Below are 16,695 nucleotides of genomic sequence, written 5' to 3' on the forward strand. Positions count from 1 at the left end.
CGACCGTCTGCGGGGACGGGCCGCTACGCTGGTGGTCGTGGAGCTGCTCTATACGGGGATCATCGGGTTCGCCCGCACGATGTTCAAGGTCCAGGGCCTTGACCTGACCGTCCGCGGGGAACGACATTTCCCCGAGCGGGGCGGCGCGGTGGTGGTGATCAACCACACCGGCTACTTCGACTTCGTCTACGGCGGCATACCGGCCCGGGTGCACAAGCGGTTCATTCGCTACATGGCCAAGGTCGAGGTCTTCGACCACAAGATCTCCGGCCCGATCATGCGCGAGCTCAAGCACATCCCCGTGGACCGCACCGCCGGCAAGGCGTCTTTCGACGAGGCGGTGAACAGACTCAGGGCGGGTGAACTGGTCGGCGTTTTTCCCGAGGCGACCATCAGCCGTAGCTTCGAGGTCAAGGAATTCAAGACCGGTGCCGTCCGGATGGCGCTCGCCGCGGATGTCCCGATCATCACCGTGACGCTGTGGGGATCGCAGCGCGTCTGGACCAAGGGCCTACCCAAGAAGCTGCTGCGCCCCAAGGTGCCCATCATGATGCAGGTGGGCGTCCCCATGAAGGCCTATGAGCCCGTCGAGGAGTGCACCCAGGAGATCCGCTCCCGCATGCAGGCGACCCTCGAGCGGATGCAGCAGGAGTACGCGCAGAAGTACGGTCCCTACCCGGCCGGTGCCAGCTGGGTTCCCGCGCGCCTCGGTGGATCCGCGCCCACGCTCGACGAGGCAACGGCGCTCGACGAGGCTGAGCACGCAGAACGGATGCGTCTGCGGGCCGAGAAGGCCGCGTCCGAGGGGACCGCGGCACTCGACGATCCTGATGTGCCGAAGGGACCGGCCGGCCCGGGCGCTCCGTGACCCACTCCAGACCGCTGCTCGTCGCCACTGATATCGACGGCACCCTGATCGGCAGCGACAACCTGCTGCCCGCCGCCAACCGTGCTGTCGTGGCGGATCTCGTGGCGGACGGGGCCACCTTCGTCCTGGCCACCGGACGGCCCCCGCGCTGGATGGACCAGATCGTCGACCAGTTGCCCGTGGCACCGCTGGCCGTGTGTGCCAACGGCGCCGTGATCATGGACACCAACAGTGGCGAGTACCTCTCCACCAACCTGTTGCAGCCGGAGGCTCTCGCCGCGATCGATCGGATCCTCCGCGAACGACTGCCGGGCAGCGGCATCGCCGCGGAACGGTTGGGTACCGACGCCGCCGATGCTGAATTCGTGGCCAGTCCCGACTACGAACACGCCTGGATCAACCCGTCCCACCTTCAGGTAGGCCACTTCGAGGTGTTGTCCGAGCCGGTGCTCAAGATGCTCGTCCGGGTGCCGGGTGTGCCCAGCGCCGAGTTGGTGGCTGCGCTGCGCGGGGAGGTCGACCACCTCGCGGACGTCACGTTCTCCACCACTGACGGATTGATCGAGCTCGCCGCGCGCGGGATCACCAAGGCCAGTGGACTTACCGAACTCGCCTCCGCGACCACCGCCGCCGCCGGCCCATCCGGGGTGCCCGTCACCGTGGCGTTCGGCGACATGCCCAACGACGTGGACATGCTGCGCTGGGCGGACCACGGCGTCGCTATGGGAAACGCCATCCCCGCGGTGCGCGCAGTGGCGGACGAGGTCACCCTGACCAATGATGAGGCGGGTCTGGCGCACGTGCTGCGTCGCTGGTGGACCTGAGCGGTCTCGACGGAACGCGTTCCGGAGTGGTCAGTGGCCGTCCGGCAGTGAGTCGGCCCGCCTCGCTCAGAATCCGCCCCCCGCGATGAACTCCGGCCACCGCCGGGGCGCACGCGCGAGTTCATCGAGAGGGGCGTCTGTGTTCTTGGGGTTGCGGACCGGTCCCCACCACTTCCCCGGTGTGCCCGCCGCCCCATGGGTGGGGGAGGCGGGCACACCTGGTGGGATCCGGTCCGCGAGTGTGAGCGGCCGACGGGCGCGGGATCTCCACGTGCTCGTCGGCCGGGGGTCTACGGGTTGGGCTCGACCGTGAGCTCCTTGGTGGCGGGGTCGAAGACGAGCGTTCCGCCGACGAACCGCTGAGCCACGGTGCCGTCCCCGCGGGTGGCCTCGGAGGACACCGGCAGGCCGAGCGGGCCGTGCTCGTAACCCTGGGCGGCCCAGGCGTCTCCGATCAAGCCCCACACGGGGTGGGTGCCGGTCTCGGGAGACGAGTACAGTGCACCGTTCTCGTGCTTGACCAGCGACACATCCCCGAACTTCTGGACCCCGGACAGTGCCTTGCCGAGTGGCCCGGACAGTTTCGACGCCAGCGCTGCGAACTGGCCGAGGTCTCCGCCGAGCGCGTCCTGCACGGAGCCTGCGCCGAGCGGCAGGTCAGCAAGCGTCTTGCCGCCGGTCAGGATGCGGGTCAGGGTCTCGGCGTCAAGCTTGCCGCCGCTGAGCACGGTGCGCAGTGCGGTGGCCACCGCGTCCTGGACACTTCCCGTGGAGACCTCGGGGCGGGAGCTGCCGTTGGCGCCGGTGGGCGGGGTGCTGGGCGGGGTCGCGGTGCCTCCACCGGCGCCGGGAGCGGGCGTGCTGGGCTTGGTCCCCCCACCGCCGCCCTTGGCGTATGCGGCCGCGATGTCGCGGATCTGGCCCATCTTCGCGTAGCCGGCGTTGCCGGGGCAGGAGGTCAGGCCCACGTCACGATGGGCGAAGATGTTGGGCAGCCGGACCGAGGTCCCGTACGAGTACTTGGTGTACGAGGTCCCCTCGGAGTAGTGGGTGTCGGAGCCCTTGGGGTCGATGCCGGCCAGGGACAGACGCCAGCCGAGGATCTCGCCGACCTTGCGGATGGTCGCGTCCGACGGGGAGACGGTCGAGTAGTCGCCCATCATCGAGATGCCCCAGGTGTTGCTGTTGAAGCCGCCGGCGTGGGCGCCCTGGACGTTCCGGCTCAGTCCGCCGGCCCGCCCCTCGAACGCCTGGCCGTACTTGTCGACCAGCACGTTGTAGCCGACGTCGCACCAGCCCAGCGTGCGCGCGTGGTACGTGTAGATCCCACGCATGACGCTGGCCGAGCCCTCGCGGCTGTAGTCGTTGCTGCCGGCAGTGTGGTGAACGGTGCCGGCCGCCAGTGAGTCGTCATAAGAGGCACTGCCGCAGCGGATCGACTCGTCGGCGCCCCAACCGGAACGGGAGATGATCGTCGGCTGCTTGGCTGCGATGTCGCCGTTGGTGCCGGTGCCACCGGACGCGGCGACATCGGCGAACTGCTCTGGATCGGGGGTCGGGGTGGTGTCGGGGGAGAGCAGGACCGCCTTGACCGTGGACGGGTCTAGATCGGTGCTGTTCGCGACGGGCTTGATGTCCGCGAAGCGGGTCGGGACCGGTGGTGCATCGTCGGAGTCGGGCTTCGCGGCGGGGCCGGCCGGGACCGGAATCGACGGAGCGGGCGCGGCGGCCGGGGCCGGCGCGGGCTCTGCGGTGCGAGTGGCCGCAATGTCATCGGCGGACTCAGCCGCAGTGGTCTCAGGCTTCTCGGAGTCGCCGGCCGGCTCGTCGTCACCGGCGGTCGCCTCGGGCGCGTCGGCGAGGGAAGTGGTGTCGATGTCGACGCCGGAGAGCTTGATCTGGACCGTCGTGGTGTCGGTGCCCAGGTAAACGGCTTCGGTGCCGCCGGTACCGGTGGTGCTCTCGCCTTCGCCGTCGGTGGACTCCGCCTCGTACCAGGGGCCCCACGTGCCGTCGGGGTTCTTGGCTCGCACGGTGGCGAGCGCCTCGGGATTAAAACCCTTCCAGGTCACGCCGATCATCGAGAACGGTGTCTCGGAAGTGACTTCCTTGACGGGGGAGTCGCCCGTGGAGATATCGGAATCGACGCCGGTGGCGGATGGGGCTTCGGCGAGGGGGACCTCGGTCTCGCCGGTGGGCAATGCGCTGCCGGCGGTCGTGGCGATGTCCTCTCCGGACTCGACCAGGTGGCCCGCTCCCGAGACTGCGAGGGGCGTGACCACGGACGCCGCGACCGCCACCGCCAGGGCGAGGGTCCGGCGTCGACCGCTGAAGTGCAGGGGGCGGCGTCGTGTTCTCAAGGGCTTCTCCAGATCAGGTGTCTGTGTCACGCGGCTGCAGACTGCGAGGCACGTCTCCCCAAAAAGTCGCACGGCGTGCGACCAGTGGGGCGATTGTGACGAACGAGGTCAATGTTAGCCAAGAAACGTGTGAAACCAAGCGGTATAGGAGTGAATAAAGAGATGACACGCGTGTAGTTTCGAACCGGCGTACGACGACGACGACGCCCCACCTGCGCAGGGGGGTCGTCCGCGGGTCTCGCGAAATTTCTGCCTCCCCCGTGACCGTCGGCGCGCCCTGAGCCCGCCCCGGACCCGCCGGATACTCTGGGAACCCGGACCCGCGTCAACCGGCGTGCGGCCAACTGAGCATCAGCGGAGGACATCGACGATGGCGGACGAGCGGCAGTGGGGGACCTACGACCTCATCGTGGTGGGGTCGGGTTTCTACGGCCTGACGGTCGCGGAACGCGCGGCGACCGAACTCGGCAAGCGCGTGTTGGTCCTGGACCGGCGCGATCACATCGGCGGTAACGCCTACTCGGAGGCAGAGCCCGAGACCGGGATCGAGATCCACAAGTACGGCGCGCACCTGTTCCACACCTCCAACGAGCGCGTGTGGGAGTACGTCAACAGGTTCACCGACTTCACCGGCTACCAGCACCGCGTGTTCTGCATGTACTCCGGCACCGCCTACCAGTTCCCCATGGGGCTGGGGCTGATCAACCAGTTCTTCGGCCGCTACTACTCACCGGATGAGGCGCGGAAGCTGATCGCGGAGCAGGCCGCAGAGTTCACCGCGGAGGACGCGGCGAACTTCGAGGAGAAGGCCATCTCTCTGATCGGCCGCCCGCTGTACGAGGCGTTCATCAAGGGTTACACCGCCAAGCAGTGGCAGACCGACCCCAAGAACCTGCCCGCCGGCAACATCACCCGCCTGCCCGTGCGCTACAACTTCGACAACCGCTACTTCTCAGACACCTACGAGGGGCTGCCGGTCGACGGCTACACCGCGTGGCTCGAGAACATGGCGGCCGATGAGAAGATCGACGTGGTGCTGGACACGGACTGGTTCGACGTCTCGGGCGCCGTGCGCGCAGCGAGCCCGGACGCGCCCGTGGTCTACACCGGCCCGCTGGACCGCTACTTCGACTACGCCGACGGCGAGCTCGGCTGGCGCACCCTGGACTTCGAGATGGAGGTCCTGCCCACCGGTGACTTCCAGGGCACACCGGTGATGAACTACAACGACGCTGAGATCGAATTCACCCGCATCCACGAGTTCCGGCACTTCCATCCGGAGCGCAAGAACTACCCCACGGACAAGACCGTGATCATGCGGGAGTTCAGCCGCTTCGCCGAGCGCGACGACGAGCCGTACTACCCGATCAACGAGTCGACGGACCGCGAGCGGCTGGCCGCGTACCGCGAGCGGGCCAAGGCCGAGACCGCAGAGAACAAGGTGCTGTTCGGTGGCCGACTTGGCACGTACCAGTACCTGGACATGCACATGGCCATCGCCTCAGCGCTGACGATGTTCGACAACACGCTCGCGCCGCACCTGCGCGACGGCGCACCGCTGGCCGACTGACCCCGGTGCCCCGCCCCTGACTCGCGCTGCCGAAATGGACCACACCGGCAGCGCGGGTCCTCATTCCGCGGGCACTCTGCCAGCGCGAGCCGTGAAAGCTGAAGGCAGGTCGGCGACGACCGCGGCCTCGCGGACCGTGACCTCGCGCTGAGCGGCGTGCACGAGCGTCGGCTTGGCTTCGCCCAGGTGCACCAGCACCGGGGTGACCGAGCTCCAGAAGCGGCTCAGCGAGGAGAGGCCTTCGTTCTCGGCCCGCGCCTGCGCCCGTTCGGCACGGGTGTCGTCGGAACGCGTCGGATGCATCGCCCCCCTCTTGCCCTCGATGTGGTCGTCCTTGCGCTGCGAGATCACGTAACCCAGCGCAAAGGCGACACTGCGCGGCATCCGGCCGGACAACATCACGTGCGCCTCGGGATAGTCGTCGAGCACCTGCTCGATCGCGCCCGAGAGTTCCTCCACCAGCCGCGCGAACACCCGTCGATCGATCTGACGCCCGCTGGCGCCGGGATACCAGCGTCCCGAAGGGAGCATCCAGGGCCGGAGGGTCTCGCCGCCCGGGGGCCCGGTGGTGGGGCCCACGACGACGACGAGGTCAGCGGCGTCCCTGAGGGGATGACCCGCGTCCACCTCGGCCACGAGACCGCCCCCGTCGAGTTGAAGCGAGAGCCACACGTGCGCCACCTCGGTGCGCTCTGGAGCGGCGGTGTCCGCGGACCCGCCGACGAACGTGGTCATGACCAGCTCCGACCCTGGCCTGCTCCGGCGGGACCGCCAGCGGCGCTCGGCCCACATGTCGTCGCCGTCGTCGAAGTACACGGTCCGCACCCCGGTGTCACCTCCGGGCAGCCGGCGGCGCCGGGCCTGGACGGGCAGTTCGGCGAGATGGGTGCGTTCCCGTAGGAGGGTGTCGTAGCCGACGGCGAGCGCAGCCGGGAACGCCAGATTGGGGGCCAGGACGTAGCCGGTCGCGTCGTCGTCGTCGTTCATCGCCCGCTCGAGCTCGCCGGAGACGTGATCGGTCTCGCGGCGCAGGTCCACCACTGCGTCGTCGGTGCCGAACCATCCCGTCGCGGACCGGAAGTCCAGACTCCGGGCGTTGGCCACGTCCACCGCTGCGCGCATCCGGTCGGCGCTCTCGGCGGGCAGGAGTCGCAGGTAGTAGAGGGTGCCGTTGTGGGCGATGAGCCACGCCCGCAGGGCCATGGCCCCCACCAGGACGAGCAGCGTGCCGAGGAACCAGGCGAGCCGGGACGGTGACGTGCAATCCTCAGACCACAGGTCCGGCATCGCGGAGATCGTGCAGGTGGCATCCCGGCTGATGAGGTCCTCCGCGACCAGGCCGCCGAACGCGGTGGTCAGGGCGACGGTGATGGCGATAAGCGTTTCCAGGACGAACACCGGGCAAGGTTATCCGCCCGGGGCATTAGACTCCGTGCATGACCCGGTCACCGTCGGTTTCAGCCCTTCGACTTCTCGCGGTGCTCGCCGGCGCCGTGCTTCTGCTGTTTCTGGTCCTTCCGTTTGCCGTAGGTCCCGCGCGTGCCCAGGCTCCGGCGCCTGCGCCCGCGCAGGCACCGGCCGAGGGGGTCGACGTGGGGATCACCGACCGGGCGGGCGTGCTGTCGGACGGCGACAAGGACCTCCTCCGCGGCGAGACCGAACGGATCGCCTTCCCCGCGCAGGTACGGCACGTCGAGTACCTGGTCTTTGCCGACGACGCCGACAACCTCAACGACACCACGGAGCGGTTCGCCCAGGCGGAGCGGCCGGAGCTTCTGGCACAGGACCGGAAGAAGTGGGCGCCCGGGACCCTGATCGTGGCCGATGACACGGAGGCCAGGGACGTCGGCATCTACTGCGGCGACGACGTGTGCGCCGCGCTCGACGTGTTCGAGGGCCGCCACCTCGACGGCGCGCTGGAGGCGATGAAGGACCCCATGCGGCGCCAGAACTACGCGATGGGTCTGTTGGCCGGGGCGCAGGCGGCCGCCGATCCCACCGTTCTCGCGCCGGAACCCGAGGGGATGCCGACCTGGCTGCCGTGGGCCCTCGGCGGTGCCGGAGTCGTGGGCGCGGGTGCCCTCGGTGCCGGCGTGGCCGCGTCGAGGAAGAAAAAGGCGACGACGGCGAGGGAGCGCTACGACCGGATCTCCCGCGAATACGGGCGGATCGCCGGGGAACTCGACGGGCTGAACATTCGCGCGAACTCGTTGCGGTCGCCGCTGGCCGACGACGAGCTGCGGTCCCAGTGGGCGGATGTGCGGGACAGATTCCTGGAGGTCGATGCGGTGATGGGCCGGATCGGTGACCTGCGCCCCGAGTCGAAGGACTCCGAGTTCAGGGCGGCCGCTGCCAACATCGAGACCGCTCACACCACGGTCGAGCAGATGGAGTCAGCCGAGAAGAACATCGACCAGCTCTTCCGGATGGAGCAGGGCGACGCAGAGGTGCGTCGTCGGCAGCTCGGCGAGCTCCACAAGGACATGGCGGCGGCGGCTCTGGGAACCAACGACGAGCGGCTCGCCGCCGAGGCCCGGGCCCTGGACTCGCGTGCCGACGAGCTGGCCCGGAATGCCGCCGCCCCCGACTTTATGGACCGCTACGCGCGCCTGGTGGTGGACTACCGGCTGGTCGTAGAGGCGATCCGGGCCCGCGAGATGTCGGATGTCGAGGCGGCCGACGACGCCGGAGACCGGCACGCGCCGCGACTGTACGACCGCGACTGGCGCGCGGGCTACGGCTACAACGGCTTCGTGCCGTACTACGTGGCGTCGAGCTGGCACTCGCACGATGTGCAGGCGGCCCAGGCTGCGTCCAGCTCCACCAACACCAGCTACTCCAACACCTCGTTCTCCGGCGGCGGCGGGTCCAGCGGCTATTAACTCACCCGCCTGGGCGTCAGTTCTCGACGATCTTCACGGACTCGATGATGTGCTCGGTTTTCGGTGCGCCCTGGGCGCTGCCGTCGTCTTCGATGGCCGTCACGGACTCCATGCCCTCGGTGACCGTGCCGAACAGGCTGTACTGCGGGGGCAGTGAGACGCCGGCGTCCCCGGTGACGATGAAGAACTGCGAGCCGTTGGTGTCGGGACCGGCGTTGGCCATGGCCATGGAGCCGATCTCGTACTCGCCGGGCTCGGGGAGTTCGTCGGCGAACTGGTAGCCCGGTCCGCCTCCCCCGGTGCCCTGCGGATCGCCGCCCTGGATCATGAACCCGGGTATCACGCGGTGGAACGAGACGCCGTCGTAGAACTTGTTACGGGCCAGGAACACGAAGTTGTTGACCGTCTCCGGGGCCTGGTCCTCGAGCAGGTCCACGGTGACCTCGCCGGCATCGGTGGTGATGACAGCGGAGTAGTCGGCGCCGGGCGTCAGGCACATCGGCGGTGCGGAGCTGAACTTCTGCGTGGCCTCGTCGGCACCCTCGGCGGGCGGGCACTCCGGCTCGGCGGCCGCGGAGCGTGAGTTCGACTCCGAAGCGGAGGCGGCGGTGGTCGACGAGTCGGCGGCCGACGTCTCATCGGTGGAGGCGTCGTCGGAGCCGCAGCCCGCGAGAGCGAGCGGCGCGGTGAGTGCGAGCACTCCCAGTGCGGTGCGGAGGGTCGGGCGGGTTCGGACGGAAGTGGTGAGTCGCATGCGACGAACTTACGTCTTCCTTGCGCTCCGGTGGGCTCCGGCGCGTGGTGAGGCTGGTAGATCGTTTCCGACGGGTACGATCGACCCGGCTTTCGTCCCGCGATGCGCGGCCCGGAGGCGCAGCAGGATGGACGAGGGCGGCCCCCGGCCGTCGGGACGGGGACACGCGCATATGGAACATCACGGCCACCACCATCTGGTCGACGAGGTAGAGCGGTCGGTCGACGCTCTCGCCGACCCACGTGGCCGGGAGTGCCTCCAGCGGATCATCCTTCCGCGGGCCGGCGAACCCCTGGACGTCCGTTCCCTCTACCTGGCAGAAGCGTCGACCAACGTGCGTCGCGCCCACTCCTCGACCCGCACCTCGGTCGAAATCGGTGCGGATTCCGAGGTCTCGTTCGCCACCTACTTCAACGCGTTCGCCGCGGCGTATTGGCGGCGCTGGACGGTCCTCGACGAGGTCGTGCTCCGGCTGACCGTCCGGGGGGCCGGCCGGATTGACCTGTACCGCTCCAAGATCGACGGCTCGCGTATCGCGATCACCGGCGACGTGGTGGGTGAGTCCGGCGAGTCCGGAGCCCACTCGGTGACCACCGTCGAGTTCGTCTGCGACCTGGGGCCCTTCGAGGACGGCGGGTGGATCTGGTTCGACCTCACCTCGGACACCGATGTCGAGCTGCTCGCCGGCGGCTGGTACTCCGCGGTGGACGCCCCCGCCACCCGCGCCGATGCCGGTCCGGACGGACGCCCCGACCCGTCGGTACAGGTCCCCAACGACCGCCGCGTGACCATCGGTATCCCCACGTTCAACCGGCCCGGCGACGCGGTGGCGGCGCTGCGGGCGCTCACCTCGGACCCGCAGGTGGACGAGGTGATCGACGCGGTACTGATGCCCGACCAGGGCAACAAGAAGGTCCGTGACGAGCCGGGTTTCGCGGAGGCGGCGGACGATCTGGGCGACAGGTTGCGGATCTTCGACCAGCCGAACCTCGGCGGATCAGGCGGCTACAGCCGCATCATGTACGAGGCCAGGAGGCTGACGGACTCCCCGTACATCCTCTATATGGACGACGACATCGAGATCGAACCCGACTCGATCCTGCGGGCACTCGCCTTCGGACGGTTCTCCACCGTCCCGATGCTGGTGGGTGGGCAGATGCTCAACCTGCAGGAGCGCAGCCACCTGCACACTATGGGCGAGGTGGTGGGGGCGCACGACTTCATGTGGACCGCCGCTCCGCACGCGGACTACGACTACGACTTCTCGACCTACCAGTTGACGGATCGGGACAACCCCAAGCCGCTGCACCGTCGGATCGACGTGGACTACAACGGTTGGTGGATGTGCCTCATCCCGCGGGTGGTGGCGGAGAAGATCGGCCAGCCACTGCCGCTGTTCATCAAGTGGGATGACGCCGAATACGGACTCCGCGCCCGGCGGGCCGGCCACCCCACCGTCTCTATGCCCGGCGTGGCGATCTGGCACATGGCGTGGTCGGACAAGGACGACGCGATCGACTGGCAGGCGTACTTCCACCTGCGCAATCGCCTGGTGGTGGCCTCGATCTACCACGACGGCGACACCAAGGGGATCATGCAGTCCAGCCTCAAGGCACTGGTCAAGCATCTGGTGTGCCTCGAATACTCGACCGTCGCCATCCAGATCGAGGCGATCCGCGACTTCCTACGCGGGCCCGAGGCGCTGTACGAGTTGCTGCCCACAGCCCTGCCCAAGGTGAGGGACATGCGGTCGGAGTACTCCGACGCGGTGGTGATCCCGTCCGCCGTGGATCTGCCCGCGCCGACGGGCGGCCCGGCGGGCATCCACTCCGAGCCGCGCGGCAAGGTGCGCAAGGCCGTGGCGCTGGCCAAGGGGCTGGTCCACAGCCTGAGCGCGGACGACAAGTTCCATCACGCGGTCCCACAAGCCAACTTCCCGCCAGTCGAGGCGCGTTGGTACTCACTGAGTCGGGTCGACGGCGCCACCGTCACGACCGCAGACGGCCGCGGGGTCGTGTACCGCAAGCGCGATCGTGAACTGGCAGCATCCTTGTTCAAGGAGTCGGCAGCCGTGCACCGCGAACTGTATCGCCGGTTCCCGGAGATGCGTCGTCGCTACCGTGACGCCCATGCCGAACTTGTGACGAAGGAGGCCTGGGGCCGTGTCTTCGACGCCTGATAACGGAGGAGCCGCAGTGGACGACGCCACCGAGACCCCGCATGTCGAGATCGCCGTACCCCTCGGGGAGGTGCGGTTGCTGGCGGCGATCCAGCGGCGGCTGCTGGCCGTGCCGGGCTCCCGCGAGGCGGCGGTGACGCTCTCCCACGTCGGCGAGCACGCGCTGGGTTGGATGGGGATCGCGGCCGCCGGCATGGTGGCGGACCCCGAACGCCGAGGACGGTGGGCGATGGTCGGTGTGGGCACATTCGGTGCCCATGCGACCTCCGTCGTGATCAAGAGGGTCGTGCGGCGTCGTCGCCCCCACCATCCGGCGGTCACCGTGGGGGTGGGCACCCCCTCCAAGCTCAGTTTTCCCTCATCGCACGCGACCTCGACCACGGCGTTCGCGCTGCTCGCGGGTTCGGTCAGCGGTGTCCCGGTCGGCCCCGGGCTCGTGCCGGTGATGCTCGCGTCCAGGCTCGTGCTGGGAGTCCACTACCCTTCTGATGTGTTCGCCGGTGCCGCGGTAGGAGCGGGCTGTGCGGCTCTCACCCGCGCGGTCTGGCCCACCGAGGCTGTTCAGCGCGTGTTGCCCGAGACACTGCGCGACAGGGCGGCCGGCCCAGGCACCACCCAGAATCCCGAGGAGAAGCGATGACCGATCAGACCGGAGCCCCGGCAGCCCGGGGCGGGGGAGATCACCAGCTCTTCGGTGCCGAACCACATACGGCCAACGAGATCGACGATGTCGAGGACGCACAGGTGGACTCCAAGGGTGCGCCGCCCAAGAATCTCCTCGACGCGATGATCAAGGCGCTCCGACCTCGTCAGTGGGTCAAAAATGTCCTGGTGATCGCCGCCCCCGCTGCGGCCGGTTCCCAGACCTTGACCGACGGCAACGTCCTCTTCTCGGTGTTCATCGCATTCGTGGCGTTCTGTATGGCGGCCTCGAGCGTCTACCTCATCAATGACGCGTTGGATGTGGAAGCGGATCGCGCGCATCCCACCAAGCGTTTCCGGCCCATCGCCGCGGGCGTGCTGCCCGTGGGGCTGGCCTACGCGATGGCCGTGGTCCTCATCATCGCCGCCCTCGTGGTCTCGGTCGTGTTCACGCACCCGGCACTGGCGATCGTCGTGGCCGTATACATCGTGCTGCAGCTCATGTACTGCTTCGGACTCAAGCACCAGCCGGTGCTCGACATCGCGTTTGTCTCCTCGGGATTCCTGCTGCGTGCCGTCGCGGGTGGTGCGGCGGCCGAGGTCGAGATCTCCCAGTGGTTCCTGCTGGTCATGGCGTTCGGTTCGCTGTTCATGGCCGCGGGTAAGCGGTACGCGGAGCTGAGCCTGCACCTGAAGACCGGGGCGAAGATCCGCAAGGCGCTGGAGAGCTACACGCCCACCTATCTGCGGTTCGTCTGGACTCTGTCGGCGACCGTCCTCGTACTCTGCTACGCCTTGTGGGCCTATGACCGAGGTTCCGACCCGACGCAACCGGCCGGCGCCGCGATCTGGCTGCAGATCTCCATCGTGCCGTTCACCATCGCCGTCCTGCGCTACGCGGTCGACGTGGATGCAGCGCAGGCCGGTGAGCCCGAGGACATCGCGCTCGGCGATCGCGTCCTGCAGGTCCTCGCCGCACTGTGGGTGCTCACCGTGGTGATCGGCGTCTACCTCGTCCCGTCCTTCTCTTGACCCGACTGGCCTGGCGATGTCGGGGGTGACGGAGAAGCGTCCGGCGGAGGGAGCCCCTCACGCCGACGACGCCCCGCGCGAGGGGCGCGGTGGTCAGTTTGCGTTCTGGGCGGGCCTGCTCGCGGTGGTGGCGGTGTTCTTTGCCGGCGCCTGGGAGCGCAGATGGATCGCGGACGACGGACTCATCGTCCTGCGCACTGTCCGGAACCTGGTGGCCGGAAACGGCCCGGTGTTCAACGCGGGTGAACGGGTCGAGTCCAACACCTCCACGGCGTGGACTTACCTCGTCTATCTGACCCACCAGGTGGTCGGATACCGACTCGAGCTGGTCGTGTTGGGCCTGGCCCTCACGCTGAGCATGGTCGCCGTGATGTGCGCGATGCTCGGGACCCGCGTGATGTATCGCGGCACCCGGGGAGCGCCCGCGGGCTCGCCGATGCTCCTCCTGCCGTTCGGAATCATCGTGTACGTCATGCTGCCGCCAGCGCGGGACTTCGCGTCCTCCGGACTGGAGACCGGTCTGGTGATCTGCTGGATCGCGCTGATGTGGCTGGGGCTGCAGCGCTGGGCGCGCGCGGAGCATCTTGAGGGACGTTTCCATCTGCCCGCTCCCGAGACCGCCGCGATCGCGTTCCTCGCCGGCCTGGGTCCGCTCGTGCGACCCGAGATGGCGTTGGCCGCGGTGGTGTTTCTGGGGCTGTTGGCGGCCGCCCGGCAGACGTGGTGGCACCTGGGGTGGCTGGTCGCGATCGCGGGCGTGGTCCCGGTGCTCTATCAGGCGTGGCGCATGTCCTATTACGCGCTGCCCTACCCGCTGACGGCCGTGGCGAAGGATGCCGGCGGGTCCAAGTGGGACAAGGGCGTCGAGTACCTGTGGGATCTGCTCGCCCCGTACACGCTGCTGCTGCCGCTCGCGCTGGTACTGATCACCGGCCTGGTGATGCTGTGGGCCGTGGCCGGGCGCGCTGGTGCAGACGCGAACGCGGATGTGGAGTCCCACGAGGACGGACTGCTCCTCCGCCTGCGGGGTCGTGCCCGATCAACCCCGGTCGTCACCGTCGCATTCCTCTGCGTCGCACTCATCATGCTGCTGTACGTCACCCGCGTAGGTGGGGACTTCATGCACGGCCGGGTGCTCCTGCCGTCCCTGTTCCTTTTTCTTCTCCCGGTCTCCGTCGTGCCCCTGCCCATCGGTCCCGCCCGCGGGGCTGCGGACGCGTCCGTGCGCCGGGTGATGGTTCCCGTGGTGCTGGGTGCGTGGGTCGTCGTCATCGGCTGGGCGGTGGCCGTAGAGGTGACTCAGGATCCGTTCCGCGACGCGCCCGAGGCCATCACTGCGGCGGGGATCGTCGACGAGCGGCAGTACTACATCCAGCGCACCGGGCATCGTCACCCGTTGCTGGCGGATGACTACCTCGACTTCCCGCGGATGCGGGCGTTGGTGCGCGATGTCGCACAGAACCGCACCGGTGCGGTGTTCCTGCCGGTTCCGGGGTTCCAGGACCGCTGGGACGTGGTGGCCTATGACCGCCCGATGCCGGGCCTGGCGCCGTTCGAGCTGCCCGAGGAACCGGATAAGACCGTCGTGTTCCTCAACCTCGGGATGACAAGCATGAACCTCCCACTCGATGTGGACGTCTACGACACGGTGGGTCTGGCGGCACCTCTGGCCGCCCACACCGACCGCATGGAGGACGGCCGGATCGGGCACGACAAGTTCCTGCCGTACGACTGGGTGCTCGCGCACACGGGAGTGGTCGAGGATCCTACCAACTTCCCGCGGTGGATCGACGTCAACTGGGTCAATCAGGCTGAGGTAGCGCTGCAGTGTCCCGCGACACAGGCGCTGATCGAGTCGTACTCGGCTCCTCTGACCCTGGAACGGCGCTGGTCGAACCTCGTTAATGCATTCTCATTCGCCGAGTACCGGATCAACAGAATCCCTGCGTATGAGGTGCAGAGGTGTGGATTACCGATGCCTGAGAATGTGGAGAAGTACCAGGGCACTCGGTAGTGTTGCCCACGTTGTTGTCTCGGAACGATAACAGTAGGGGGACGATTAGGTCCCTGACCTGTAACACCAGTCCCATAATGCGCGACAGTATCGATGTCGCAGTTCCGGTCTTCCGCTAGGCGGGCCGGTCCGATGGACGTCACCGATGCCCCCGGGGCACCAGGAACGAACAAAGGAACCAACGAATGTCCCAGTCAACCCTCCGGCGCCGGTTCGCCGCCGGGCTCACCGCCCTGGCGACGGCCGCAAGCCTCGTTGTCGGCGCCCCGGCCCTCGTCGCCGCGCAGGCGACCGAGCAGGGCTCGTCGGCCAGCCTCGGCTCCGCCGGCTCGGCCGGGCCCGCACCCGCCGCCGCAGCCTTCCGTCCGGCAGCCGGCGACGAGAACCCTGTTGGCTTCCGCAGTAACCTCCGCCCCGGCTGCGTGTGGGATCCGGTCCGCTCGTGGGTCCAGCTGTGTGAGGTCTACTCCCCGGCGATGAAACGGCCGATCAAGGTCCAGGTCCAGCCGGCCCGCTTCGGCGGCAACGCCGGTCTGTACCTGCTCGACGGCCTGCGCGCCCGCGACGACTGGAACGCGTGGACCCACGACGCCCAGGCGCAGCGCACCTTCCTGCAGGACAACATCACGCTGGTCATGCCCGTCGGCGGCCAGGTGTCCTTCTACTCCGACTGGCAGCGGCCCATCAACCTGGGTGGCAACCTGCTCGAGTACAAGTACGAGACGTTCCTCACCGAGGAGCTGCCGAACTATCTGGCGGCGCACTTCGGCGTCAATCGCGACAACAACGCGATCGCCGGACTGTCGATGGGCGGCTCCGCCGCAGCGACCCTCGCTGCTGACCATCCGGGCCAGTTCAAGCAGGTCTCGGTGTTCTCCGGCTACATGAATCCGACCGCCCCCGGTATGTACACCATGATCCCGCTGGCGATGTTCGACCAGTGCAAGTGCGACCCGTTCGCCATGTGGGGACTGCCGGGCTCGCCCGAGTGGGGCGCGCACGACCCGCTGCTCAAGGCTGACAAGTTGCGCGGCATCCCGATGTACGTCACCGCGGGATCCGCGATCCCGGGCCAGTACGACCAGCCCACCAGCCTCCAGGCAGTGTTCAACACGTTCAACGGCATCATCCTCGAGGGCCTGTCACGTGGCTCGACCCTCGCGTTCCAGAACACCATGAACGCGGCACCGAACCAGGCGAAGTTCGAGTACCGCACCACCGGCGTCCACGGATGGGGCTACTGGAACGACGACCTCATCGCGGCCCGTTCGGAGCAGATCCTGAAGGTGATGAACGCCGGCGCCTGGGCGGGCTACTGAGCTGGCCCGCTGGACCTGACGACTGAATAATGGTGGATTCGCCCCTTTACAGCGAGTCCTCACCCGTCACACCGGGGCCCCGCGCGTAGATTCTCGTGCGGGGCCCCGGTCGTTTGTGACCACCGGGTTCGGCCGTGGGAGGGGAACTCACGGACGCGCCGCGGACCCGGGCTTCGGACACAGGTGGGACAGGCGTATGTGGCCCGCCCCCATGACAGATTTCGAGACGACGCGGCAAGGAAGAGAACAAC

At 68.3% G+C, this 16,695-nt stretch carries 12 protein-coding genes; 9 read left to right on the plus strand and 3 right to left on the minus strand.

What is annotated here, in order from left to right; translation table 11 throughout:
• The first annotated feature begins 37 nt into the window (after positions 1-37).
• Positions 38-868, plus strand: coding sequence for a lysophospholipid acyltransferase family protein (locus ON04_RS01965; protein ID WP_033443978.1), 831 nt, complete (start codon positions 38-40; stop codon positions 866-868).
• Complete coding sequence (locus ON04_RS01970) at positions 865-1,692, plus strand: HAD family hydrolase (RefSeq protein WP_010539896.1); 828 nt, start codon at positions 865-867, stop codon at positions 1,690-1,692. Before ON04_RS01965 ends, ON04_RS01970 begins: the two co-directional genes overlap by 4 nt.
• A 290-nt stretch (positions 1,693-1,982) precedes the next feature.
• On the opposite strand, the gene ON04_RS01975 is transcribed toward ON04_RS01970, so the two are convergent.
• Positions 1,983-4,082, minus strand: a complete 2,100-nt coding sequence (locus ON04_RS01975; protein WP_238529202.1) for an N-acetylmuramoyl-L-alanine amidase — start codon at positions 4,080-4,082, stop codon at positions 1,983-1,985.
• A 340-nt stretch (positions 4,083-4,422) separates the two neighbouring features.
• On the opposite strand from ON04_RS01975, the gene glf reads away from it, so the two are divergent.
• A complete protein-coding gene (gene glf / locus ON04_RS01980; protein ID WP_010539898.1) occupies positions 4,423-5,622 on the plus strand; it encodes a UDP-galactopyranose mutase in 1,200 nt (399 codons plus the stop codon).
• Positions 5,623-5,682: 60 nt separating this feature from the next.
• Here the strand turns inward: glf and ON04_RS01985 are convergent, their stop codons facing one another.
• Positions 5,683-7,020: a hypothetical protein gene (locus ON04_RS01985; protein ID WP_010539899.1), complete on the minus strand. Its 1,338-nt coding sequence runs from the start codon at positions 7,018-7,020 to the stop codon at positions 5,683-5,685.
• Positions 7,021-7,058: 38 nt separating this feature from the next.
• Here ON04_RS01985 and ON04_RS01990 point away from each other — a divergent pair, with 38 nt between their 5' ends.
• On the plus strand, positions 7,059-8,504 hold the full coding sequence (locus tag ON04_RS01990) for a DUF5129 domain-containing protein (protein WP_010539900.1): 1,446 nt from the start codon (positions 7,059-7,061) through the stop codon (positions 8,502-8,504).
• 16 nt (positions 8,505-8,520) lie between these two features.
• On the opposite strand, the gene ON04_RS01995 is transcribed toward ON04_RS01990, so the two are convergent.
• The gene (locus ON04_RS01995; protein WP_010539901.1) at positions 8,521-9,258 is read right to left on the minus strand and encodes a peptidylprolyl isomerase; all 738 of its coding nucleotides are present in this window, start codon (positions 9,256-9,258) and stop codon (positions 8,521-8,523) included.
• A 172-nt stretch (positions 9,259-9,430) separates the two neighbouring features.
• On the opposite strand from ON04_RS01995, the gene ON04_RS02000 reads away from it, so the two are divergent.
• The 5 genes from ON04_RS02000 (at position 9,431) to ON04_RS02020 (ending at position 16,444) form a co-directional block, all read left to right on the plus strand.
• Positions 9,431-11,437: a glycosyltransferase gene (locus tag ON04_RS02000; protein WP_010539902.1), complete on the plus strand. Its 2,007-nt coding sequence runs from the start codon at positions 9,431-9,433 to the stop codon at positions 11,435-11,437.
• 16 nt (positions 11,438-11,453) lie between these two features.
• Positions 11,454-12,077 carry a phosphatase PAP2 family protein gene (locus tag ON04_RS02005; RefSeq protein ID WP_010539903.1) on the plus strand — a complete coding sequence of 208 codons (624 nt, stop codon included), beginning with the start codon at positions 11,454-11,456 and terminating at the stop codon, positions 12,075-12,077.
• Positions 12,074-13,111 carry a decaprenyl-phosphate phosphoribosyltransferase gene (locus tag ON04_RS02010; RefSeq protein WP_010539904.1) on the plus strand — a complete coding sequence of 346 codons (1,038 nt, stop codon included), beginning with the start codon at positions 12,074-12,076 and terminating at the stop codon, positions 13,109-13,111. The genes ON04_RS02005 and ON04_RS02010 overlap by 4 nt, the downstream gene beginning before the upstream one ends.
• A gap of 16 nt (positions 13,112-13,127) precedes the next feature.
• Entirely contained in the window at positions 13,128-15,125 is a 1,998-nt protein-coding gene (locus ON04_RS02015; RefSeq protein ID WP_010539905.1) for an arabinofuranosyltransferase AftB family protein, read from the plus strand.
• Positions 15,126-15,310: 185 nt separating this feature from the next.
• Positions 15,311-16,444, plus strand: a complete 1,134-nt coding sequence (locus ON04_RS02020; protein ID WP_010539906.1) for an alpha/beta hydrolase — start codon at positions 15,311-15,313, stop codon at positions 16,442-16,444.
• Positions 16,445-16,695 lie beyond the last annotated feature (251 nt).

The sequence above is a fragment of the Dietzia alimentaria 72 genome (assembly GCF_000226215.1).
GTDB lineage: Bacteria > Actinomycetota > Actinomycetes > Mycobacteriales > Mycobacteriaceae > Dietzia > Dietzia alimentaria.

Bases quoted from the DNA above. Each gene is read 5' to 3' on its own strand.
- ON04_RS01995 (WP_010539901.1), bottom strand. From the start codon at position 9,258: ATGCGACTCACCACTTCCGTCCGAACCCGCCCGACCCTCCGCACCGCA.
- glf (WP_010539898.1), top strand. From the start codon at position 4,423: ATGGCGGACGAGCGGCAGTGGGGGACCTACGACCTCATCGTGGTGGGG.
- ON04_RS02000 (WP_010539902.1), top strand. From the start codon at position 9,431: ATGGAACATCACGGCCACCACCATCTGGTCGACGAGGTAGAGCGGTCG.
- ON04_RS02010 (WP_010539904.1), top strand. From the start codon at position 12,074: ATGACCGATCAGACCGGAGCCCCGGCAGCCCGGGGCGGGGGAGATCAC.
- ON04_RS02015 (WP_010539905.1), top strand. From the start codon at position 13,128: ATGTCGGGGGTGACGGAGAAGCGTCCGGCGGAGGGAGCCCCTCACGCC.
- ON04_RS02020 (WP_010539906.1), top strand. From the start codon at position 15,311: ATGTCCCAGTCAACCCTCCGGCGCCGGTTCGCCGCCGGGCTCACCGCC.
- ON04_RS01990 (WP_010539900.1), top strand. From the start codon at position 7,059: ATGACCCGGTCACCGTCGGTTTCAGCCCTTCGACTTCTCGCGGTGCTC.